Source organism: Nocardioides sp. WS12 (assembly GCF_014108865.1).
Taxonomy (GTDB): domain Bacteria; phylum Actinomycetota; class Actinomycetes; order Propionibacteriales; family Nocardioidaceae; genus Nocardioides.
Genome location: NZ_CP053928.1, coordinates 3,564,417 through 3,585,545 on the forward strand (window position 1 = coordinate 3,564,417; position 21,129 = coordinate 3,585,545).

The 21,129-nt window shown below is 68.8% G+C and carries 19 protein-coding genes and 5 tRNA genes; 12 read left to right on the plus strand and 12 right to left on the minus strand.

Features of this window, described 5'->3' with window-relative positions:
- Window positions 1-26: 26 nt before the first annotated feature.
- The 3 genes from HRC28_RS17340 to HRC28_RS17350 all read right to left on the minus strand — a co-directional run bounded on the left by HRC28_RS17340 (window position 27) and on the right by HRC28_RS17350 (window position 2,782).
- Window positions 27-1,256 (minus strand): Fic family protein, encoded by a 1,230-nt coding sequence (locus HRC28_RS17340; protein ID WP_182376699.1) that lies wholly within the window; start codon window positions 1,254-1,256, stop codon window positions 27-29.
- A 225-nt stretch (window positions 1,257-1,481) separates the two neighbouring features.
- Window positions 1,482-1,952, minus strand: coding sequence for an anthrone oxygenase family protein (locus HRC28_RS17345; RefSeq protein WP_182376700.1), 471 nt, complete (start codon window positions 1,950-1,952; stop codon window positions 1,482-1,484).
- Window positions 1,949-2,782 carry an NmrA family transcriptional regulator gene (locus HRC28_RS17350; protein ID WP_202033099.1) on the minus strand — a complete coding sequence of 278 codons (834 nt, stop codon included), beginning with the start codon at window positions 2,780-2,782 and terminating at the stop codon, window positions 1,949-1,951. The genes HRC28_RS17345 and HRC28_RS17350 overlap by 4 nt, the downstream gene beginning before the upstream one ends.
- An 83-nt stretch (window positions 2,783-2,865) precedes the next feature.
- Here HRC28_RS17350 and HRC28_RS17355 point away from each other — a divergent pair, with 83 nt between their 5' ends.
- Both HRC28_RS17355 and HRC28_RS17360 read left to right on the plus strand, forming a co-directional pair.
- The gene (locus HRC28_RS17355) at window positions 2,866-3,804 is read left to right on the plus strand and encodes an AraC family transcriptional regulator (protein ID WP_182376702.1); all 939 of its coding nucleotides are present in this window, start codon (window positions 2,866-2,868) and stop codon (window positions 3,802-3,804) included.
- Window positions 3,805-3,932: 128 nt separating this feature from the next.
- A complete protein-coding gene (locus HRC28_RS17360; RefSeq protein ID WP_182376703.1) occupies window positions 3,933-4,535 on the plus strand; it encodes an antibiotic biosynthesis monooxygenase in 603 nt (200 codons plus the stop codon).
- Window positions 4,536-4,556: 21 nt separating this feature from the next.
- Here HRC28_RS17360 and HRC28_RS17365 read toward each other — a convergent pair whose 3' ends face one another.
- The gene (locus tag HRC28_RS17365) at window positions 4,557-4,898 is read right to left on the minus strand and encodes a DUF1801 domain-containing protein (protein WP_182376704.1); all 342 of its coding nucleotides are present in this window, start codon (window positions 4,896-4,898) and stop codon (window positions 4,557-4,559) included.
- 9 nt (window positions 4,899-4,907) lie between these two features.
- A complete protein-coding gene (locus HRC28_RS17370) occupies window positions 4,908-5,558 on the minus strand; it encodes a methyltransferase domain-containing protein (RefSeq protein WP_182376705.1) in 651 nt (216 codons plus the stop codon).
- A 77-nt stretch (window positions 5,559-5,635) separates the two neighbouring features.
- Between HRC28_RS17370 and HRC28_RS17375 the strand changes: the two genes are divergently transcribed.
- The 9 genes from HRC28_RS17375 (at window position 5,636) to HRC28_RS17415 (ending at window position 11,003) form a co-directional block, all read left to right on the plus strand.
- Window positions 5,636-6,784 (plus strand): acyl-CoA dehydrogenase family protein, encoded by a 1,149-nt coding sequence (locus tag HRC28_RS17375; RefSeq protein ID WP_182376706.1) that lies wholly within the window; start codon window positions 5,636-5,638, stop codon window positions 6,782-6,784.
- 588 nt (window positions 6,785-7,372) lie between these two features.
- Window positions 7,373-7,456, plus strand: a tRNA-Leu gene (locus tag HRC28_RS17380).
- Between the two features lie 4 nt (window positions 7,457-7,460).
- Window positions 7,461-7,542 (plus strand) — tRNA-Leu (locus HRC28_RS17385).
- Between the two features lie 12 nt (window positions 7,543-7,554).
- A tRNA-Asn gene (locus tag HRC28_RS17390) sits at window positions 7,555-7,627 on the plus strand.
- Window positions 7,628-7,719: 92 nt separating this feature from the next.
- Window positions 7,720-7,792: transfer RNA gene (locus HRC28_RS17395), tRNA-Lys, on the plus strand.
- 53 nt (window positions 7,793-7,845) lie between these two features.
- A complete protein-coding gene (locus tag HRC28_RS17400) occupies window positions 7,846-8,208 on the plus strand; it encodes a WhiB family transcriptional regulator (RefSeq protein WP_182376707.1) in 363 nt (120 codons plus the stop codon).
- A 30-nt stretch (window positions 8,209-8,238) separates the two neighbouring features.
- Window positions 8,239-8,310: transfer RNA gene (locus HRC28_RS17405), tRNA-Arg, on the plus strand.
- Between the two features lie 18 nt (window positions 8,311-8,328).
- Window positions 8,329-9,492 (plus strand): alpha-hydroxy-acid oxidizing protein, encoded by a 1,164-nt coding sequence (locus HRC28_RS17410; RefSeq protein WP_182376708.1) that lies wholly within the window; start codon window positions 8,329-8,331, stop codon window positions 9,490-9,492.
- A 119-nt stretch (window positions 9,493-9,611) separates the two neighbouring features.
- Window positions 9,612-11,003, plus strand: a complete 1,392-nt coding sequence (locus HRC28_RS17415; protein WP_182376709.1) for a cytosine permease — start codon at window positions 9,612-9,614, stop codon at window positions 11,001-11,003.
- A gap of 30 nt (window positions 11,004-11,033) precedes the next feature.
- Here HRC28_RS17415 and HRC28_RS17420 read toward each other — a convergent pair whose 3' ends face one another.
- From HRC28_RS17420 to HRC28_RS17440, 5 genes are read right to left on the minus strand one after another with little or no spacing between them, the layout of a single operon-like run.
- A complete protein-coding gene (locus HRC28_RS17420; protein ID WP_182376710.1) occupies window positions 11,034-11,951 on the minus strand; it encodes a LysR family transcriptional regulator in 918 nt (305 codons plus the stop codon).
- A 20-nt stretch (window positions 11,952-11,971) separates the two neighbouring features.
- A complete protein-coding gene (locus HRC28_RS17425) occupies window positions 11,972-13,378 on the minus strand; it encodes an aspartate ammonia-lyase (protein WP_182376711.1) in 1,407 nt (468 codons plus the stop codon).
- Window positions 13,375-14,514, minus strand: a complete 1,140-nt coding sequence (locus tag HRC28_RS17430) for a M20 family metallopeptidase (RefSeq protein WP_182376712.1) — start codon at window positions 14,512-14,514, stop codon at window positions 13,375-13,377. The genes HRC28_RS17425 and HRC28_RS17430 overlap by 4 nt, the downstream gene beginning before the upstream one ends.
- 2 nt (window positions 14,515-14,516) lie before the next feature.
- A complete protein-coding gene (locus tag HRC28_RS17435) occupies window positions 14,517-15,185 on the minus strand; it encodes a DUF1028 domain-containing protein (RefSeq protein ID WP_182376713.1) in 669 nt (222 codons plus the stop codon).
- Window positions 15,182-15,628: a RidA family protein gene (locus HRC28_RS17440; RefSeq protein WP_237111543.1), complete on the minus strand. Its 447-nt coding sequence runs from the start codon at window positions 15,626-15,628 to the stop codon at window positions 15,182-15,184. The genes HRC28_RS17435 and HRC28_RS17440 overlap by 4 nt, the downstream gene beginning before the upstream one ends.
- 179 nt (window positions 15,629-15,807) lie before the next feature.
- On the opposite strand from HRC28_RS17440, the gene HRC28_RS17445 reads away from it, so the two are divergent.
- The gene (locus HRC28_RS17445) at window positions 15,808-17,055 is read left to right on the plus strand and encodes an NAD(P)/FAD-dependent oxidoreductase (protein WP_182376715.1); all 1,248 of its coding nucleotides are present in this window, start codon (window positions 15,808-15,810) and stop codon (window positions 17,053-17,055) included.
- Window positions 17,056-17,536: 481 nt separating this feature from the next.
- On the opposite strand, the gene HRC28_RS17450 is transcribed toward HRC28_RS17445, so the two are convergent.
- Together HRC28_RS17450 and HRC28_RS17455 are read right to left on the minus strand one after the other, a co-directional pair.
- On the minus strand, window positions 17,537-19,612 hold the full coding sequence (locus HRC28_RS17450; protein WP_182376716.1) for an FAD-dependent oxidoreductase: 2,076 nt from the start codon (window positions 19,610-19,612) through the stop codon (window positions 17,537-17,539).
- Complete coding sequence (locus tag HRC28_RS17455) at window positions 19,605-21,098, minus strand: APC family permease (RefSeq protein WP_182376717.1); 1,494 nt, start codon at window positions 21,096-21,098, stop codon at window positions 19,605-19,607. The genes HRC28_RS17450 and HRC28_RS17455 overlap by 8 nt, the downstream gene beginning before the upstream one ends.
- Window positions 21,099-21,129: the final 31 nt, after the last annotated feature.

Genomic DNA, 21,129 nt, shown 5'->3' on the forward strand with positions numbered 1-21,129 from the left:
GGGACCACCCGGCGCGGCTCCGGCGATCACGTCCGGGGCCGCGCGGACAGCGTGATCAGGTCCAGGACCTCACGCGCGACATAGGCCCGGGCGCCGCGCTCGATCGACTTCGTCGTCAGGATTCCTGCCCGGTGCAGCTCGTCGAGTGCGGCACTTGCAGCCGGGAACGAGACATCGAGAATCCTGGCCAGGGTCGTCGCAGTCAGGACCGGCGCTTCGGGCAGTCGCCGCAGCAGACGAGCCACCGCCGAGTCAGCGCGGGGGGTCGACCGCATGCCCGATGCCGTCCGGTGCGCGGTGAGCCGGTCCTGCCACACTCCTCGCAGCTCGTTGATCCTGGCCATGAGTGCCTCGGACTGCTCGACTGCGAGCGCTGCAGCGTCGACGAACGTGATGAGCCATGCGTTGGTCGATGCGCTCGCAGCTGCGCTTCCGGCGGGAGAGCTGTGCCGAAAGTCGGTGAGGCCGGCGACGTACTGGTCCCGCAGCGTGGCGAGCACGAGGCTGATCGGGAGAACGGCGTGCTCGGTCAGCCCTCGACGAGCGAGCACGGTGTGCACGAGAGCGCGGCCCACCCGGCCGTTGCCGTCCGTGAAGGGATGGATGGTCTCGAACTGGGCGTGGACCACCGCAGCCTGGATCAGGGGCGCGTACGCCGACCCGTTCATGTAGTCGACGAGGTCAGCCATGTGGGCGGGGACCTGCGCCGGGTCGGGCGGGACGTAGCTGGCACCTATCGGTGTCCAGCTCGATGTGCCGATCCAGTTCTGCACGGTACGCAGCCCGTGGTGCCTGGGTTCGTCGGGCAGCAGCGATCGATGGAGCTCGACGATGTGGTCGACCGTGAGGACGTCGGTCTCGACGAGCTCCGTGGTCGCTGCGCGGACAATGGTCATGTTGTTGGCGACCAGCTGGGCCTGGTTGCTGACGCCACGGATGGTCTCGGACTGGCCGAGCTCTGCGAGAGCCACCTGTTGAGCGGACGGCGCGATGCCTTCGATCCGGGAGCTGGCGATGGCCTCGGACCGCAAGAGGAAGCGAGCGATACCGGCGAGGCCTTCGGCCCCAGGGCCATTGAGCGCCCGGATACTGCGTTCGACCTTCGCGACCTGCCGGGAGACCTCACCTCCGACGGCCAGAGCGACGCCGTCGATCGGGTCGGGAACGTAGCGCTGGTAACGGCCGGACCGCTGATCGCGGTGCGGGACGCCGGAATCGACGCTGGACTCCCAGTGCGCGTCTTCCCAGGTGGCCATCAGTCGTTTCCTTTCACCCCTCCCCACTCTATCAAAGGATAGATACTTATTCTTTGATAGAACGGTGAGGCGTTCAAGGATCAGGTCGCGGGGTGCTCAGCGAGCACCTTCTTGAGGACCTTGCCGGTCCGGACACGAGAATGTCGTCGTCACGACCGTCGATCGCGGGATGGGCGCCGTGCCGGATCGCAGCCAGCTCACGGGCCGGTCGCGCGCGTCCGCCTTTCACCCCGTCATCGCAGCGCCCACACAGCACCCGAACGCCGCCACCACGCTCACCGTTCGGACCAGGTGCAGCCGGTTCCACGGCGCTTCGAAGGCCTCGCGTGCGGAGCGGAGTGCTGCCTCGCCGTCCGGTTGGCCGACGGCGAGGAGCGCGTCGTTCAGCGGCACGTTGCCGGCCATGGTGATCGCGAACATCACGACGTAGAGGACCAGCGCAGCGACCACCCAGGGCCGCGACGGACCTGTGAAAGTGGCGATGCCGAGGGCCGGGATCGGCACGACGAACACCAGCAGGAACAGCGGATTGAGGATCGCGACGTTGACCTGCTGCATCGCATCGACGAACGTGCGGTCATCGGTTTGCGCCAGGCCCGGCATGATCGCCGTGGAGAACGCGAAGAACAGTCCGGCGACCAGTCCGGCACCGATCGTGCCGGTGACCAGCGCCGCGTCCCCGATGACTTCGTTCATGACGCGGCCGCCTGCGGCCACGCGCCCGAGCGTGCGGCCCGTCGGGCGTACTCGGCGAACGCGCGGGCCGGTCGGCCGAGCGCCTCACGGACGCCGTCGGCCAGGTGCTCGTTGTGTCCGTCGAGGATGTGGGCGAACAGTTCCCCCAGTCCCCCGGCCTCCTCGGCGGGCAGACCCACGTGGATCAGGTCTGCGACGAGCTGTTCGTTGGTGATCTGCTCGTAGCCGATCTCGCGCCCGGTAGCAGTCGCGATCTCGGCGGTTGCTTCGGCGAACGTCATCAGCCGCGGGCCGGTGAGCTCGTAGACCCGGTTGCTGGCCGCCTCGTCCGTCATCATCGCGACGGCGACTTCGGCGACATCGTCGAGATCGACGAACGGCTCACGGACGGCGCCGGCGGAGAAGGCCAGGTGCCCGGCCGCCAGCGGTTCGGCAAACAGGCTCTCGTCGAAGTTCTGCATGAAGAAGGCGCACCGGACGACGCCCCAGGTGGCGCCGTGCTTCGTTGCCACGTCGGCGACGAGCTGCTCGGCCCGCTGCGCCTCGGCCTCACCTCGGCCCGACAGGAGCACGATCCGTCGTACGCCGGAGCGGGCCATCCGCTCGGCGACCTCGGCCACCGCTTCGGGGGCGCCGGGGAAGGTCAGGTCGGGGGCGAAGGTGAGGTACGCCGACGCGGCCGGCCGCTCGACCGACGACCAGGTGGTCGGGTCAGCCCAGTCGAACTCGGGACGGGAGAGGGAGGTGACCGGGAGGCCCCGGCCCTGGAGGAGGGACGCGACGCGGCGACCGGTCTTGCCGGTGCCGCCGATGATCAGGTTCGTTGTCACGACCTCAGTCCATCGCGGCTCGATGAGACTTTCCATAGGTGAATGTCTTGATTCCATACGTGATCGTCTTGCATGGTGGAGTCATGGACGGACTCGAACACCTCCTCTCCGGTCCCCGGGCGCGCCAGGCGTTCCTGCTGCGGATGGTCATGGAGCCGCCGTGGGCGGTCCGGATCGAGGACGACCCGGCGCTGACGCTGATGGCCGTCGCCCGCGGCTCCGCGTGGATCACGGGCGAACTCGGTGAGCCTCTGGAGTTGCAGGCGGGTGACGTGGCCGTGATCCGCGGCGGCCCGGTCTACACCGTGGCCGACCACCCGGCGACGGCCCCGAAGGTGACCATCCTCAAGGGCAACATCTGCGTCGACCCGGACGGCGAACTGCTGGCGCAGCGGATGGCGCTGGGCGTGCGCACGTGGGGCAACAGCCACGACGGTTCGACGGTGATGCTCGTCGGCACGTGGGAGGCCGAGACCGAGGCCGGGCGTCCCCTTCTCGCAGCGCTGCCACCGGTCGTCGTACGACGTCGGGAGGAGGACGACTCACCCCTGGTCGACCTGCTCTCCGCCGAGATGCTGCGTGAGGACCTCGGCCAGGAAGTCGTCCTCGACCGGTTGCTGGACCTGGTGCTGGTCACGGTGGTGCGCTCCTGGCTGGCGAGCGAGGAACAGGTCACCCGCGGCCTCGCCCACGCCGACCCGACCGTCGGCGAAGCCCTGCGCCTGATGCACCACCACCCCGAACACGCCTGGACGATCGCGTCCCTGGCACGCGAGGTCGGCGTCTCGCGCGCGGCGCTGGCCCGACGGTTCGGCGAGCTCGTCGGCGAACCTCCGATGACCTACCTGACCCACTGGCGCCTCTCTCTCGCCGCCGACCTCCTGGTCGCCACCGACGACGCGATCGACCGGGTGGCACGCCAGGTCGGGTACGGCAGCGGGTTCGCGCTGAGTGCGGCGTTCAAGCGGGTGCGCGGGGTGAGTCCGCAGCAACACCGCAGGAGGGCGCGGTCCGGTGGTTGAGGTGCGAGGAGCGCCAGCGACGAGCCTCGAAACCCCGGCAGCTATGGCGCAGGAGCGTCCGGAGGAGTAAGCAGGGAACAACCGGCGGTGCCGGCCGGGCGCCGTCCCGTCTCCGAGAGGAGTGGGCTGTGTTCGCACGCTCCAGCACCTTCCACGGCAGGCCCGACAACATCGATGCGGGCATCAGGTTCGTCCAGGACGAAGTATCTCCCCTGCTCGACGCGATCGAGGGCTGTCGCGGCCTCTCGCTCCTCGTCGACCGCGACACCGGGTACTGCATCGCCACCAGTTCGTGGGACTCCGAGGAAGCGATGGCCGCCAGCGACGACGCCTTGCGCTCGATCCGCGACCGCGGCAAGGACATTCTCGGTGCGTCCCTGCAGGTCGACTCGTGGGAGATCACGGTCATGCACCGCAACCACCACGGCGAGTGCTGCCGGGTGAGCTGGATCGAGGGCGACCTCGACGCCATGGCCGAGACGTTCCGGGTCGCGATCATGCCCCGGCTCGAGGAGATCGACGGGTTCTGCAGCGCCAGCATGCTGATCGACCGGTTGGCCGGGCTTGGCTGCGTGACCACGGCGTGGGAGTCCAGCGCAGCGATGGATGCCAGCCGCACAGCAGCCGACGACCTCCGCACCCGGGCAGCGAGCGACTCCAACGGCATGGTGGTCGAGGTTCACGAGTTCGACCTCGCCTACGCACACCTGCACGTCCCCGAGATGGCCTGACGCCAGCTCGGCGTCAGCTGATCAGCCGCGGTTGAGTACGACGGCCGCGGCGATCAGCTCCACGAACGCGTCCTGATCGAACGTGTCGGCCTCGAAGATGTCGAGCGCACGCCGCGTGCCGGCGTCCAGGCTCGCGTTGAACATGCCGGACGGGTCCTCGAGGGACGCGCCCTTGGCGAAGGTGACCTTCACCTTGTCCTTGTAGGTCTCGACGGTGCAGATCAGGCCGTCGGCCGAGAAGGTCGGGACGCCGTCCGGGTTGGACGCCTTCTTCCACTTGGCCTCTTCGGCCACGTCGGGTTCGGCCTTCACGATCAGGGCTCGCAGGGTGGTGACCGTCTCGGTCCGCCAGTCAGCGCTCATGCGACGAGCCTACTGATCCCGACCTTCGCGCTCGGCGACGAGGAGATGGAAGGCCCCGGCCGAGTCACCCGTGCGACGACGCCTTGGCTCTGCGAAACCGGCTGCCCGCAGGAGCGCCGCGACCTCGTCGACAGGTCGGAGGCGGAACCCGTGCGCGGTGAACGGGTACTTGCGCATCTCCTCCGGGTCGCCGATGCCGACCACGAAGCGACCGCCGGGACGGATCACGCGCGCGACCTCGGCGAAGGCGCCGGGGAGGTCCTCGATGAAGTAGATGGTGTTCGTGGTGATCGCGGCGTCGAGCGAGGCGGCGTCGAGCGGCAGTGCCGTCAGGTCGCCGCGGTGCAGTTGGAGTCGGCCGTCCTCGACCTCGCCAGCGAAGCGCCGCCGCGCCACGTCGAGCATCGTGTCCGCGATCTCCACGCCGTGGACGTGGCCCGTGGAACCCACCCGCTCCAGGAGGCGACGGATGCCGACACCACCGCCGAATCCGAAGTCCGCCACCGACTGACCCGGCTGCGGATCCGCGGCATCGACGGCCCCATGAACGTCGTTGCGGTTGCCCTTGTTGAGCATGCGAGCGACGAGTTTGCCGGCAGGCCCTGACGGATGTCCGAGCTGACGAGCAAGTCCGGCGCTGAACTTGTCACGAAGTCCCATGGGCTGAGGCTGGCCCAGACAGCGCTCCCCCGCAAGGGAGACACCCAACCGCCGCCACCATCGGGCACGATGGCGGCATGGACCTGACGTTGACCGACGACCAGCAATCGCTGCGTGACCTCGCCCGCGACTGGGTGGACCGCGAGGTGGTGCCGAACGCGGCCGCCTGGGACCGCGAGGAACTGGTCGACCGGGCGATCGTCGGGAAACTGGCCGAGGTCGGGTTCCTCGGGATGGGCATCAACGAGGAGTACGGCGGCTCCGGCGGCGACTTCCTGTCCTACGTCCTGATGATGGAGGAGCTCGGCCGCGGCGACACCTCCATCCGCGGGATCGTCAGCGTCTCGCTGGGCCTGGTCAGCAAGAGCATCCAGGCGTGGGGCACCGAGGAGCAGAAGCGGCAGTGGCTGCCCGATCTGTGCAGCGGTGCGGGCCTCGCCTGCTTCGGCCTCACCGAACCCGGCACCGGATCAGACGCTGGATCGCTCGTCTCCCGCGCCGTGCGCGACGGCGACGACTGGCTGATCACCGGCAACAAGCTGTTCATCACCAACGGCACCTGGGCCACGGTCGCGCTGGTCTTCGCGCGCACCGGCGGGCCGGGCGGGAAGGGCATCACGGCGTTCCTCGTACCCACCGACTCCCCCGGGTTCGAGCGCCGGGAGATCAAGGGCAAGCTCGGCCTGCGTGGCCAGGCCACCGCCGAACTGATCCTCACCGACGTGCGCGTGCCGGACTCGCATCGCCTGGGCGAGGAAGGCTCCGGCTTCAAGATCGCGATGACCGCCCTCGACAAGGGCCGCATCTCGGTCGCCGCCGGTTGTGTCGGTCTCGCCCGTGGCTGCCTCGAGGCGAGCGTCGCATACGCCGGCGAGCGCACCCAGTTCGGCAAGCCCATCGCGTCGTACCAACTGGTCCAGGAGATGCTCTCCGACATGGCCGTCGACACCGAGGCCGCGCGCCTGATGGTGTGGCGGGCGGCCGACCTGGCCGAGCGCGGCGAGCCGTTCGGGACGGCCGCGTCGATGGCCAAGCTGTTCGCGTCCGAGGCCTCGGTACGGGCCGCCAACCAGGCGGTCCAGGTCTTCGGCGGCTACGGGTACGTCGACGAGTTCCCCGTCGGCAAGGCCCTGCGCGACGCGCGGGTCACCACGCTCTACGAAGGCACGTCGCAGATCCAGAAGCTGCTGATCGGTCGGGCACTCACCGGCATCAACGCCTTCTGACCATCGCGACTTGGGGTTTGTGACGCGCGACTTGGGGTTTGTCCCCGCCGAGTTGGGGTTTGTCCCCGCCGACGTACGTCGACAAGGCACCACTCGAAGGTCGGAAACCCCAACTCGCGCGTCACAAACCCCAACTCGCGCCCAAACGAGACCGACGCCGTAAATCGTTAGGCCGTGGCGGAGTACCACCCCTAACCTTGGGCACGACCGAGTCACCCGGCCGGTCGACCGAGTACGAGCAGGAAGGGCAGGGCTGTGGGCATCCACCATCTCCCCGTTGCCACGAGTCGCTGTGCGACCCGTGCGCTCGACGCTGCCCTCCTCCGCTCGCGACTTGAAGGCTGCGCACAGTCGCGCATGCCCAAGCGCAATCAGCTGCTGGGCCAGCTGGAGCCGCCCCTCTAGGTGCCATCACGCACCGGGAACACCGGGCCGCTCCAGCGAGGCGAACGTCCACAGGTCACCACCGACCTGGGACATGCCTCATCGGAGCGGCCCTTCTGCATGTGCGGGCCACGGACCAACTCACACGGGCCAACTCAATAGTGGACAGCATCAAGGCAGCGCCGGCGCCGTACGGCCTGCCCTGCTCACCTGCCGGAACTGGTAGACGGTCGCGGTTGAGGGCCGCGTGTCCTTCGGGACGTGGGGGTTCGACTCCCCCGGTGAGCACGACGCCCGCCTGGCGGAACGGTAGACGCGCGGCGTTCAGGACGCCGTGTCCCCAGGGCGTCCGGGTTCGAATCCCGGGGCGGGCACGACAGGCACGATGCTCGATGGCTCAGTTGGCAGAGCGCCCGGTTGTTACCCGGGAGGTCCCAGGTTCGAGCCCTGGTCGAGCAGCAACTCCCGCTCCGGCGGGACCAAGCGGGTGTCGGGAGACGCCATGGGTCTCATAAGCCCGTCGGCCCACGTTCGACTCGTGGCCCCGCTACGCACCGTTAGCTCAGTTGGGAGAGCAGCGTCCTCTTAAGTCGAAGGTCCTCGGTTCGAGTCCGAGACGGTGTACCGACCCCATCCCCATGACCATGCCCCGCACAATCCCAAGGAGGTGAACCGGCGTGGAAACGAAGAACGGGTGGCCGCACACGGCCACCACCCCGGCGTCGTACTCCGCGGACGAGCGGGGCGACCTCAACACCAAGGGCGTCACCATCGCCTTCTCCCACCCGACCCCTCGGTCGCCGGGTATCGCGTGGCGGTGCGAGGGACACGAGGACCCGGAGATCTTCGATCCCTGCGACGACGAAGCCCTCGCTGCCGCACTCGAGATCTGCGACCCGTGCGGGGTCCGGACGCTCTGCCTCGCCCTCGGCACCAGCCGGGGCGAGTGGGGTGTCTGGGGTGGCGTCCTTCTCGAGGGCGGCAAGCAGATCGAGACCGTACGGCGCCGCGGTCGGCCGAAGAAGGCCGCCGTCGCCTGACCGCGAGCCCCGGCGTCACAGGGGCACCCAGCCTCCTTGGTCCAACGGACACGACATCGCTCTACGAAGGCGAGGATCCAGGTTCGATTCCTGGAGGGGGCGCTCTGGCATGCTCGCGCCATGCCGAACTTCTCCGACTTCAACATGGGCATCTACCTCGCCGGGCTGAGTGGCCAGAAGCCGCCGTACCCGGTGACGTTCGCCGAGCTCGAGGCGCAGGCGAAGGAGCTGCTCGATCCGGTCCTCTACGACTACGTCGCCGGCGGTGCCGGTGACGAGGGCACGCAGCGGGGCAACATCACGGCGTTCGAACGGTGGGGCATCATCCCGCGGATGCTGTCCGGCGCTGCCGAGCGGGACCTGTCGGTCGAGCTGTTCGGACGGACCTACCCGACTCCCCTGCTGATGGCGCCGATCGGCGTCGTCGGGATCATGCACGAGAGCCAGCACGGCGACCTCGAGGTGGCGAAGGCTGCGGCCGCGACCGGCGTACCGATGATCGCCTCGACCCTCACGCAGGATCCGATGGAGGACGTCGCCGCCGAGCTCGGTGAGACGCCCGGTTTCTACCAGCTCTACACGCCCAACGACCGCGAGCTCACCGAGAGTTTTGTACGACGGGCAGAGGCGGCCGGCTACGCGGGGATCGTGGTCACCCTCGACACGTGGACCCTGGGTTGGCGGCCGCGGGACCTGCAGCACGCGGCGATGCCGCAACTGCAGGGGCTCTGCCTGGCCAACTACTTCTCCGACCCCGTCTTCCGCAGTCGCCTGGAGAAGTCGCCCGAGGAGGACCCGGCGGCCGCAACCTTCGCGTGGGCGCTGACCTTCGGCAACCCGGCCCTGTCGTGGGACGACCTGGCCTGGCTGCGCGGACTCACCGACCTGCCGGTGTTGCTGAAGGGCATCTGCCACCCCGACGACGTACGGCGTGCGCGGGATGGCGGTGTCGACGGCATCTACTGCTCGAACCACGGCGGTCGCCAGGCCGCCAGCGCGCCTGCGCTCGACTTCCTGCCAGCCGTCGTCACAGCGGCTGAGGGGATGCCGGTCATCTTCGACTCGGGTGTGCGCACCGGAGTCGACGTGGTCAAGGCACTCGCCCTCGGGGCCACCGCGGTTGCCGTCGGTCGTCCCTACGGTTGGGGCATCACGGTCGGCGGCGCCGCGGGCGCCGAGCACGTGCTCAGGTGCCTGCTAGCCGAAGCCGACCTGACGATGGGCCTCAACGGGTACCGGTCGATCGCCGACCTCAAGGCCGACGTGCTCGTGCGGGTGCCGTGAGGACGTGGGCAACCTGCCAGTCATCTGCTGAATCGATGACTTGCGCCCAAAGGATTCGTTTGCCAGGTGACTGAGGTGTTCACGACCATGGTGGTGCGCCTCACACTTGGAGAAGAACCATGAATGATCAGACCGTCGTCGAAAAACACACCATCGGTTACGTACCGCCCGAGGACCGCCACGGGAAGGTGCGTGACCTCTTCACGCTGTGGTTCGGGACGAACATCGCTCCCCTGCCCGTCGTCACCGGCGCCGCCGGTGTCACCGTCTTCGGACTCGACCTGCTGTGGTGCATCGTCGCCATCGTGGTCGGCCACCTGGTGGGCGGTGTCTTCATGGCGCTGCACTCCGCACAGGGCCCGCAGATGGGCATCCCGCAGATGATCCAGAGCCGCGGCCAGTTCGGCTCGTACGGCGCCCTCATCGTGGTGGTGATCGCCGCCGTGATGTACCTGGCGTTCTTCGCCTCGAACATCGTGCTCGCCGGGCAGTCACTGCACGGCATTGCCGAGCCCGTGCCCGTCTCGACAGGCATCGTCATCGGCGCCCTCGGATCGGGCCTGATCTGCGTGATCGGTTACCGCTTCATCCACGCGCTCAACAAGATCGCCACGTGGGTCCTCGGCATCGGCATCGTGCTCGGCACGGTCGCGATCTTCGCCTCGGGCGTCCCGGCCACCTTCTGGAGCCAGGGCAGCTACACCACGGCCGGTTTCCTGGCGACGGTGTCGCTGGCTGCGCTGTGGCAGATCGCCTTCGCGCCGTACGTCTCGGACTACTCGCGGTACCTGCCTGCTGACGTGGGCGTGCGCGCCACCTTCAACGCGACCTACCTCGGCTGCACCCTCGGCTCGATCCTGCCGTTCGTCTTCGGTGCGATCGTTGCTCTCGCGATGACGTCGGGCTCCGACGTGATGACCGGGGTCCGCGACACCACCGGACTGCTCGGCCCGCTGCTGCTGGTGCTGTTCCTGCTGTCGGTGATCAGCCACAACGCCCTCAACCTCTACGGCACCGTCCTCGCGGTCATCACCTGCGTCCAGACGTTCGTCGCCCAGTGGATCCCGACGGCCCGCTCCCGCGTGGTGCTCTCGGTGGCCGTGATCATCGCGTCGACGTACTTCGCCATCGGTGTCTCAGGCGACTTCATCTCGCACTTCGTCGACATCGTGCTCGCCCTGCTCGTCGTGCTGGTTCCGTGGACCGCGATCAACCTGATCGACTTCTACCTGATCCACCGCGGCAAGTACGACCTCGCCTCGATCTTCGCCGCCGACGGCGGGATCTACGGCCGGTTCAACGGCAAGGCGCTGATCGCCTACGCGATCGGCATCCTGGTCCAGATCCCGTTCATGAACACCCCGCTGTACGCCGGCCCGGTGGCCGGTGAGCTGAACGGCGCCGACCTCAGCTGGATCATCGGCCTGGTCGTCACCGGCCCGGTGTACTACGCCCTGGCCCGCGGCCGGAAGCTCGCCGCGAGCGAGGTGGCAGCACCGGTCTCTGTCTGAGATTCGTTCGACCCGACGGGCAGGTTGCTTTCAGCGACCTGCCCGTTGGCGCGCCGCCCGGGAGGACGACCGCACGAACGCCTGGGCGCGAGCGGTCAGCCGCACGCCCTTCATCGACGTGAGGACGACCTCCAGCGGTTCGAGCGGGTCGGAGATCTCGAGGGTGACCACCTCGGCTCCGTCGTAGGTGATGTTGCTGGCTGGGCGCTGGTTGAGCACCGACCAGCCCTGCCCGTTGGCCACCATCGCGCGGACCGTCTCGAAGCCCGCCGTACGGTGCCGGATCTGGGGGTGGAAGCCGGCCGATTCGACCAGCCGCTCGAGGTACTGACCACTGTGCGGGAGGTCCAGCAGGACCATCGGTTCCTCGGCCAGGTCCTTGAGCGCAACCTTCTTGCGGCGCGCGAGACGATGCCCCTTGGCCACCAGGACGTACGGCGCCGCGACGCCGACCCGGACGTGGTCGATGTCCTCGTCGAGGTCGTACCCGTACATCAGGGCCAGCTCACAGGCGCCCGAGCGGAGTGCCTGCTTCAGCGCAGCGTGCTCGTCCTCGACGACCGAGACGTGGATGCCCGGGTGCTCGTCGGCGCAGGCGGCGAGGAGCCGGGGCAGCTCGAAGGGCCCCAGCGTCGTGAAGCAACCGATGGCGAGATCGCCGACGAGCGCCTGGCCGGCCGAACGGGCGACCTCGGCCAGCTCGTTGGTGTGCACGAGGTAGCTGCGCAGCTCGCGAGTGAACTCCTCGCCAGCCGCGGTCAGGGTGAGTCCGCGGGCGTGGTGGCGCAGCAAGAGCTGGACGCCGAGCTCCTTCTCCAGCTGCGCAACCGCGGTGGAGATTGCCGACTGGGACACCATGAGCTGCCGCGACGCGGCCGTCATGCTGCCCAGTTCTGCGGCCGCGGCGAAGTACCGCAACTGTGTCAGGGTGAAGCCGACCTCCGCCATGGAGCTCATCCTGCCGCAGGTCAGGCCTGGAGCGCTCCCGGCTCCAGGTTCGCGAGGGTCTCCGGGTGCAGCAGGGCGTCGAGGACGTCGGCCTCCACGCCGCCGCCAGCGAGGGCGAGTTCCCGTACGTCGCCGGCTCCGCTCAGCGCAGCCTTGGCGATCTCGGCCGACCGCGCGTAGCCCAGCAGGGGCGTCAGGGCGGTGACCAGGCCGGCGTTCCCGGCAACGACGGCGGCGAGCTTGGCCGCATCGACGGTGATGCCGTCGACACACAGCTCGCGCAGCGAGTCGAACGCGGCGGCAGTCCAGGTGAACCCCTGGAGCAGGCTGTGGCAGATGACCGGTTCGAAGGCGTTGAGCTGCAATTGGCCGCTCTCGGCGGCCATGGTGACGGTCAGGTCGTTGCCGATCACCCAGTAGGCGACCTGGTTGACCATTTCCGGGACGACCGGATTGACCTTGCCGGGCATGATGCTCGAACCCGCCTGACGAGCGGGGAGCTGGAGTTCACCGAACCCGGCTTGCGGTCCGGAGGACAGCAGTCGCAGGTCGTTGCAGATCTTGGATGCCTTGACGACGACCCGCTTCAGCACGCCGGACACCTGGACGAAGGCGCCGGTGTCGCTGGTGGCCTCGACGAGGTTGCCGGCGCTGATCACCGGCTGCCCGGTGATCTCGGCCAGGTGCGCGACGGCGCGCTTCCTGTACTCCGGGTGCGCGGTGATGCCGGTGCCGATCGCCGTGGCGCCGAGGTTGATCTCGCACAACAGCTCGCTGGAGTCCTGCAGTCGCGACAACTCCTCGAGCAGGGTGACCGCGTACGCGCCCAGCTCCTGCCCGACCGTCATCGGTACGGCGTCCTGGAGCTGGGTCCGCCCCATCTTGGGCACCGTCCGGAACTCCGCTGCCTTGGCCGCGAAGGCCGCGGCCAGGTCGGCCGTGGACACGGCCAACCGGTCGATGACGGTCAACAGCGCGAGGCGCACCGCCGTCGGGTAGACGTCGTTGGTCGACTGGCAGCGGTTCACGTGATCGAGCGGGTGGATCTCGTCGTACCGGCCTCGCGGCAGGCCGAGGATCTCCAGGGCCCGGTTGGCGATGACCTCGTTGGCGTTCATGTTGGTCGAGGTCCCGGCGCCACCCTGGATGACGTCGACGACGAACTGGTCGTCCAGCTTCCCCGTGCGTACGTCGTCCGCTGCCGCGGCGATCGCTTCGAAGCGGCGGTCATCGAGGAGACCGAGCTCGTGGTTCGCCCGCGCGGCGGCGAGCTTGACGGCACCGAGGGCCGCGACGAGCTCGCGGTGGACACCGACCGGTGTGCCGCTGATCGGGAAGTTCGTCAGCGCACGGGCGGTGTGGACGCCCCAGTACACGTCGGTCGGTACCTCGTGCGGGCCAAGGGAGTCGTGCTCGGTGCGGGTCATCGTTGGTTCTCCTGGGAGATGTCGATCGCGGTCCAGGCGAGCGCGGTCGCGGCGTCGAGCAACGCCTTCTCCGCGTCACCGCCGACGCAGTGGGCAGCGAACTCGGGTTGGTGATTGAGGGCAGGGAGGGACCCGATGCCGATGTAGGGGTGGATGGCCCGCACGACCTGGGAGACGTTGCCCATGTCGGTGGAGGCGCGGTTCATGCGGCGTGCCGGCGTGCCCGGGTCGAAGACCCGACCGAGGCGTTCGGCGTTGCGGACATAGGCGTCGACTGCCGGCTGGAAGGCGCGGAACTCCGCGTAGGGCTTGCTCTCCGGGGTGATGTCGAGGACCGCGCCGGTGGCGATCGCTCCGGCCTCGAAGCACCGCCAGACCTTCTCCTCGGTGGCGGCGAGCTGGTCGAGGGACTCGGCCCGGACGTACCAGCGACCCTCGGTGCGGGCGGGGATGGCGTTGGGCGCCTCTCCCCCGTTGGTCATCACGCCGTGGACACGCACGGTCGACGGCAGTTGCTGACGGAGCAGGCCGACGGCGACCTGCGCGATCGTGAACGCATCGGCGGCGTTGACACCCTGCTCGGGGTAGGCGGCCGCATGGGCGCCTTTGCCCTGGTAGGTGATGTGGGAGTGCGACACCGCGAACGGCTCGGCCTCGGCGACGTCGACCGGTGCCGGGTGCGCCATCATCGCCAGGTCCAGCCCGGCGAAGGCGCCACGCTCCAGCAGTTCGATCTTCCCGCCACCACCTTCTTCGGCCGGCGTGCCGTAGACCTCGATGGTCAGGCCCGCCGCATCCGCCAGGGGCGCGAGTGCCCGCGCGGCGCCGACCGTGATGGCCGAGATCAGGTTGTGGCCGCAGGCGTGCCCGAGTCCGGGAAGGGCGTCGTACTCGGCACACAGGCCGAGGCGGAAGGGGCCGCTCCCGTAGGTGGCCAGGAACGCCGTCTCCAGGCCGAGGTACGACGGGGTCACGGTGAAGCCGGCCTCGTCGAGGGCATCGGCGACCCAGCGGGACGAGTTGTGCTCCTCCCAGGCGGTTTCCGGGTTCGCGTGCAGCAGCTCGGAGAGGTCGATCAACCTGTCGGCGTCGGCAGCGATCGTGCTGGCGACCTGGTCGTGCGCGGTGAGGGACATCGTCACTCGTCCCCGGGGACGCCGTACGACGGCGCGGCAGTCGGGTCGAGCCCGCGGGTCACGTAGTCGTCGCGCTGCGGGAGCCAGACGTCGAGGAGGGCAGCGAGGTCTTCGATCGGCTGCTCGCTCCAGTCCACCCGGAGGTCGGTCACTCGCCAGGCCACGTCACGCACGACGGAGAGGCCGGCCGAGTGGACCGGCCCGGCTTCGCCGCCGGCTTCGAGGCCAGCGACGAGTGCGGCCAGCAGCCGCTCCTCGAGCTCGCCGTCGGCGGCTTCGAATCCCTTCGCCACGGCGTCGATGACCTCGGTGCCGGCGAGCATGTTGCCCGCGGCCACGACACCGGCGCCCACGACGTGGTGGTGCACGCCGAGCGACTCGGAGCCTGAGAAGGCGGCGCCGTTCCCGTTGACCTCGAGGACGGTGAGCTGGCGGTACTCGACCAGCTCGCGGTCGTCCACGACCGCAGCGAGTGCGCTGCGCGCGTCCAGACCCGACTCCAGCGCGTCCAGGAGTTCGGTCCCCAGGCGCGGGTCGGTGATGTTCTGCGAGGACGCTCCGCCGACGCCGGGGCGCAGGTGGATGCACCGGGCAGCGACGGCTGGGCTGGAGGAGGTGACGGCGATGCCGACAGCGCCGCGGCCGTCGGTGGCGAGGACCGAGAAGGTCACTGTGCGTCCTCGGGGATGACGGCGATCGCGTCGACCTCGACGAGCCACTCGGGACGAGCGAGCGCCGAGACGACGATGCCCGTCGAGATGGGGTGCACGCCCTTGGTCCAGCGACCGATGGTGCGGTAGACGGTCTCGCGGTAGCGCGGGTCGATGATGTAGATGGTCAGCTTGACCAGATGTTCCATCCGGGCGCCGGCCTCGTTGAGGAGCATGTCGATGTTCGCCATCGCGCGCTCGGTCTGCGCCTCGACGTCACCGATGCCGACCGACTCACTCGTGTCGAGGTCCTGGCCGATCTGGCCGCGGACGTACACGGTGCTACCGGCGACGACGGCCTGGCAGAGGTCGTTGTCGAGGTTCTGCTCGGGATAGGTGACGCCCGTGTTGAACGGACGGATGCGGGTGTGCCCGCCGGCGACGATGCTCTTGTTGATCTCCACGGGGAACAGTCCACTCCACCGGGAGCCATGTGTCCAACAGATGTTTCTGACTACCTTCATCGATGAAACCGATGCAGTGGCCCTGCAGCAACACCAGCTCTGATTGCATCAACAGAACAGAACTAGAAGGCCGACAACATCTGTTGGACAGGGGAATCCCGGCGGCGGAGGATTCTCGCATGTCGAACGAACAGATCGAGGTCCTCGTCATCGGCGCCGGCCAGGCCGGTGTTGCGATGAGCGAGCACCTGAGCGAGAACGGCGTCCCGCACCTCGTGCTCGAGCGTGACCGGATCGCCGAGCGCTGGCGCACGGGACGCTGGGACTCCCTCGTTGCGAACGGCCCTGCCTGGCACGACCGGTTCCCCGGTCTCGAGTTCCAGGACGTCGGTGCCGACGAGTTCGCCACCAAGGACCAGGTTGCCGACTACTTCCAGGCGTACGCCGAGAAGATCGCCGCCCCCGTGAAGTGCGGCGTCGAGGTCACCTCGGTGACGCGCCACGAAGGTCGACCCGGTTTCCGCGTGGAGACCTCGGACGGCACCATCGACGCGCGCTACGTCGTCGCGGCAACCGGCCCGTTCCAGCGGCCAGTCTTTCCGCCGATCGTTCCCGACGGCGCCGTACCCGTGCAGATCCACTCGAGCAGCTACCGCAACCCGCAGCAGTTGCCTGAAGGTGCCGTCCTCGTCGTCGGCGCCGGCTCGTCCGGCGTCCAGATCGCCGACGAGCTCCGTCGCTCCGGCCGCGAGGTCTTCCTCTCCGTCGGCGCGCACGACCGTCCCCCGCGCAGCTACCGCGATCGCGACTTCTGCTGGTGGCTCGGCGTCCTCGGCCTGTGGGACCTCGAGACGCCCGCCGCCGGCGCCGAGCACGTCACCATCGCCGTGAGCGGTGCGCGCGGCGGCCACACCGTCGACTTCCGCGCCCTCGCCGCCCTGGGCGTGAACCTCGTCGGACTGACCGACGCGTACGACGACGGTGTGCTGCGGTTCCGCAACGACCTCGCCGACAACATCACCCGCGGCGACCTGAACTACCTGGCCCTGCTCGACGCCGCCGACGCGTACGTCGAGGCCAACGGCCTCGACCTGCCCGAGGAGCCGCAGGCCCGCATCCTGGGCCCGGACCCGGAGGACGCGATCAACCCGCGCCTCGAGCTCGACCTCGCCGAAGCCGGCGTCACGTCCATCGTGTGGGCCACCGGCTTCGCGACCGACTACAGCTGGCTCCAGGTCGACGCGTTCGACGAGTCCGGCAAGCCGCAGCACAACCGCGGCGTCTCGACCGAGCCCGGCGTCTACTTCATCGGTCTCCCCTGGCTCTCGCGCCGCGGCTCCAGCTTCATCTGGGGCGTCTGGCACGACGCCAAGCACGTCGCCGGCCACATCGCGACCCAGCGCAGTTACCTCACCTACGGCAACTGACACCAACAAGCCGCTGGCCCGGACCCCGGAGGGGTTCGGGCCAGTGTGCATTTCCCGCCGGTGGTTGAGGTGCGAGCGCAGGCCGTCCGGTGGTTGAGGTGCGAGCGCAGGCCGTCCGGTGGTTGAGGTGCGAGCGCAGGCCGTCCGGTGGTTGAGGTGCGAGCGCCAGCGAGCCTCGAAACCCCCGGACCCACCTCGTCCGGTGATTGAGGTGCGAGCGCCAGCGAGCCTCGAAACCCCCGGACCCACCTCGTCCGGTGGTTGAGGTGCGAGCGCCAGCGAGCCTCGAAACCCCCGGACCCACCTCGCGTAGGTAGGCCCGGAGGTTTCGAGGCTCGTCGCTAGCGCTCCTCACACCTCAACCACCGGGGAGCGCTCGTCGCTGGCGCTCCTCGCACCTCAACCACCGGGATCCAAAAACACCGCACCCCCGGGACTCATCGAGTCCCGGGGGTGCGGCGTGCAGCCAGCAGAGTGCGCCTCACGCCAGCTGGGTCACCTCACGACGGAAGGGCACCACGTCGTTGGACGGCAGTACGACGTCGAACTCCTCCGCCGCGCGTCGTCCGGACCAGACCGCGGCAGCAATCGTCCCCGGGGCCCAGGCGTCGCCGATGCCGCGCACGGACAGCAGTTCGCCGGCGTCGCGGCGGCCCACCAGGTCGAGGTAGAGCTCCTCGCGCGGCAACCGGGCGGTCACCATCACGACGGCGTCGCACTCGATCTCGCGAATCTGACCGGCGTAGACGTCCTTGACCTCGACGCCACCCACACCGACGCGCACCACAGCGTGATCCGTGATCCGGGCAACGCCCTTCTCGATGAGGCGTCGCTGGATCCGGTTGACCTCGAAGGTGTTGTTGGTCCACGCGGACACCTGCGACGCAGTGGTCACCAGCGAGACGTCGTACCCCTTCGAGGCCAGCAGCTCTGCCACCAGGCCGCCCAGGTAGTAGTGGTCGTCGTCGTAGACCACGACCTTCTTCCCGGTGGGCAGGTGTCCGGCGAACAGGTCGTCGGGGCCGAGCACCTGCGCTCCCTCGGCGATCGGCAGCGGGGTGGTGTGGAAGCGCGCGACACCGTCGGTGCGCCAGGTCGAGCCCGTCGCCACCAGCACGTGGCCGAACCCTGATTCCACTACGTCGTCGGCGGTCATCGGGCTCTCGCGGAAGATCTCCACGTTGGGGAGCTCGGCGAGAGCGGCTTCGCGGTACTCCGTGACCCGATTCCAGGCGGAGAGCCCCGGCAGCAGGGATTCCTGAGCGACCCGTCCGCCCAGTGAGCGGCGCGCCTCGATCAGCGCGACGTCGTACCCGCGCACCCCCAACGCACGAGCCGCTTCCAGCCCGGAGGGACCGGCGCCGACGACGAGCACTCGAGAGTCGCTCGACTTCGGCCGGATGTTCTCGGGGTGCCAGCCGCGCCGCCACTCCTCCCCCATGCTCGGGTTCTGGGTGCAGCGGATGGGCGACATGGTGAGGTCGCCCGACACGCAGATGTTGCAGCCAATGCACTCGCGGATCAGGTTCTGGCGGCCGTCACGGATCTTGTTCGGCAGGAACGGGTCGGCGATCGAGGGGCGTGCCGCACCGATCAAATCGAGGATGCCGGCCTTGATCTGGCGCACCATCGCGTCGGGCGAGGTGAAGCGACCGACTCCGACCACCGGCTTGGTGGTGAGCTTCTTCAGCCCGGCGACGTACTCCTCCTGCTGACCCTCGGGCCCGAAGCGGGACGTGACGGAGTCGCCCTCCCAGCTGCCCATCGCGAAGTCCCACAGGTCGGGGAGTTCGCCGAGTTCGCGGAGCACGCCCTCGATGTCCTCGCGGGTGATGCCGCCGTCGATCTCCTCCTCCACCGTGATTCGGCACGCGACCGCGACGTCACGGCCGGCGCACTCGTCGATGGTGTCCTCGAGGAGTTCGCGCAGCAGGCGCATCCGGTTCTCGAGGGAGCCGCCGTACTCGTCGGTGCGCTGGTTGTAGCGCTTCGAGAGGAAGTGGTGGACGCCGCTGTACCCGTGCGCGCCGTACACGTAGACGATGTCGTAGCCGGCCTCGATCGAACGGCGTACGGCGTTGCGGTGCCACCGACGCAGGTCGTCGATGTCCTGCTTCGACATCGCCCGTGCCTGGATCGGCGCGATGGTGTCGGGGGCGACCGGCAGGTGGCCGGGCCCGAGCGGCGTCTCGCGGCTGATCTGGTTCGGTGCGTTCATGCCGTTGTGGGCGAGTTCGATGCCGGCCAGACCGCCGCCCTCGTGGATCGCGTCGGCGATCCGCTTGAGCGCGGGCAGGTCCTGGTCGTCCCAGATCCGCAGCTCGATGAACGGCGCGATGTCGGACGTCGCGTGGATCTCGACCTGCTCGGTGCAGACGACCGACCAGCCGCCTTCGGCCTTGATCTTGCGCATCGCGGCCTGGGCGCTCGGGTCGCGGTAGCCCATGCCGTTGCAGTGGGGCACCTGGTAGAAGCGGTTCTTCGTCGTGAGCGGCCCGATCTTGACGGGCTCGAACAGGACGTCGTACGGCGCGGCCACGGTGGGCTGCTCAGACATGGGTGGACTCCTCGATCTTGACGTTGCGGACGCGGGCACCGCGGACGTAGCCGACGGCGCACAGGGCCATCAGGCAACCGAGCGTGCCGAGGGTGAAGACCTCGAAGGTCGTCTGGCTGACGCCCCAGATGTCCTTGAACGGGTAGTCCTCGCCGAAGAGCCGCTCGAGGGTGCCGGGGAAGACCGCGACCCAGGAACCGAGCAGCACCCAGGCGAACGCCGACCAGCCGAGCACCGCGAAGGTCCGGTCGGAGACGGGCACCCGGAACGGGCGCACCCGGTCGGGGTAGAGGGTGCGGAGCCGGATGGCGGCGGGGATGACCAGGAGGTAGCTGAGCAGGAAGGTCGAGATCGAGATGGTGAGGACGACACCGAACACTGAGGCACCCGAACCGGTCACCTGCATCGCGACGAGCATGAAGGTCGTGGACACGACGCCCGAGAGCAGGTTCACGCGGACCGGCGTACCGAGGCCGGGGTGGAACCGGCCGAAGAATCCGCCGAAGAACGAGCCGTCAGCGGCGGTCATGGCCTGCATCCGGTCGGAGATGATCATCCACGCGGCGCCCTGGCTCATCAGGATGTAGACGAACACGATCGCGGTGAGCTTGAGCAGCGCATCCGCCGCGCCGCCGTACACGGAGTAGACGGTGCCGACGGCGTCGAGGAGACCACCGATGCCGGTGATGTCCTCGGTCGGTACGACGAGCAGGATCGCGAAGATCGGCAGCAGGTAGCAGGCCGCAGCGGTCGCGCAGGAGCGGAAGATCGAGATCGGTACGTCGCGGGCGGGGTTCTCCATCTCGCCGGCGGCACTGTTGGAGGACTCGAAGCCGAGGTAGGCGAACAGCAGGATCGGCACGGAGCCGAAGAGGCCGAGCAACGAGGGGCTGAAGTCGCCGGGGCTGATGCCGACCACGCCGTTCTTCGCGGCGTAGATCGCGGTGGTGAAGACGAAGAACACGAGCAGGCTGATCTTGAGCAGCGCACCGCTCGTCGGCAGCCACTTGCCCTTGCGCAGGCTGACGATCGCGGCGAGGACGGTGATCCAGATGAAGACGATCTTGAAGACGTAGTCAGCGAACGAGCCGTGCTCGAGCGGCGTGATGTAGGAGCTGATCGTCTCGGCGGCGAGGAACGCCATCGAGCCACCGACCCACACGGGCTGGGTAATCCAGGTCAGGATCGCCGCGACAGCGGCGGCCGGTCGACCGAACGCGTCCCGCACCCACGTGTAGGCGCCGCCCTCCTCGCTGAAGGCCGCGCCGGTCTCGGCGAAGATCAGGCCGTAGGGCACGAGGAAGAAGACGGCGAGGACGAGCGCCCAGGTGAACGCCTCCGCGCCGTACAGGGAAACCTGGCCGAGGGTCTCGAGACCCACGACGGCCGCGATCATCAGGAAGACGATGTCGAAGCGGCCCAGGGTCTTGTGCAGCAGGGCATGCTGCTCGGCCGCCAACTCGGTCGGTCGGTTGTTCTGCGTCATGGTGGTCCTTGGTTCTCGATGGGTCGGGACG

What these genes read in the sequence shown, in the direction of transcription:
- HRC28_RS17340 (WP_182376699.1), bottom strand. Translation starts at nt 1,256, where the DNA reads ATGGCCACCTGGGAAGACGCGCACTGGGAGTCCAGCGTCGATTCCGGC.
- HRC28_RS17345 (WP_182376700.1), bottom strand. Translation starts at nt 1,952, where the DNA reads ATGAACGAAGTCATCGGGGACGCGGCGCTGGTCACCGGCACGATCGGT.
- HRC28_RS17355 (WP_182376702.1), top strand. Translation starts at nt 2,866, where the DNA reads ATGGACGGACTCGAACACCTCCTCTCCGGTCCCCGGGCGCGCCAGGCG.
- HRC28_RS17365 (WP_182376704.1), bottom strand. Translation starts at nt 4,898, where the DNA reads ATGAGCGCTGACTGGCGGACCGAGACGGTCACCACCCTGCGAGCCCTG.
- HRC28_RS17370 (WP_182376705.1), bottom strand. Translation starts at nt 5,558, where the DNA reads ATGGGACTTCGTGACAAGTTCAGCGCCGGACTTGCTCGTCAGCTCGGA.
- HRC28_RS17375 (WP_182376706.1), top strand. Translation starts at nt 5,636, where the DNA reads ATGGACCTGACGTTGACCGACGACCAGCAATCGCTGCGTGACCTCGCC.
- HRC28_RS17410 (WP_182376708.1), top strand. Translation starts at nt 8,329, where the DNA reads ATGCCGAACTTCTCCGACTTCAACATGGGCATCTACCTCGCCGGGCTG.
- HRC28_RS17415 (WP_182376709.1), top strand. Translation starts at nt 9,612, where the DNA reads ATGAATGATCAGACCGTCGTCGAAAAACACACCATCGGTTACGTACCG.
- HRC28_RS17420 (WP_182376710.1), bottom strand. Translation starts at nt 11,951, where the DNA reads ATGGCGGAGGTCGGCTTCACCCTGACACAGTTGCGGTACTTCGCCGCG.
- HRC28_RS17425 (WP_182376711.1), bottom strand. Translation starts at nt 13,378, where the DNA reads ATGACCCGCACCGAGCACGACTCCCTTGGCCCGCACGAGGTACCGACC.
- HRC28_RS17430 (WP_182376712.1), bottom strand. Translation starts at nt 14,514, where the DNA reads ATGTCCCTCACCGCGCACGACCAGGTCGCCAGCACGATCGCTGCCGAC.
- HRC28_RS17445 (WP_182376715.1), top strand. Translation starts at nt 15,808, where the DNA reads ATGTCGAACGAACAGATCGAGGTCCTCGTCATCGGCGCCGGCCAGGCC.
- HRC28_RS17450 (WP_182376716.1), bottom strand. Translation starts at nt 19,612, where the DNA reads ATGTCTGAGCAGCCCACCGTGGCCGCGCCGTACGACGTCCTGTTCGAG.
- HRC28_RS17455 (WP_182376717.1), bottom strand. Translation starts at nt 21,098, where the DNA reads ATGACGCAGAACAACCGACCGACCGAGTTGGCGGCCGAGCAGCATGCC.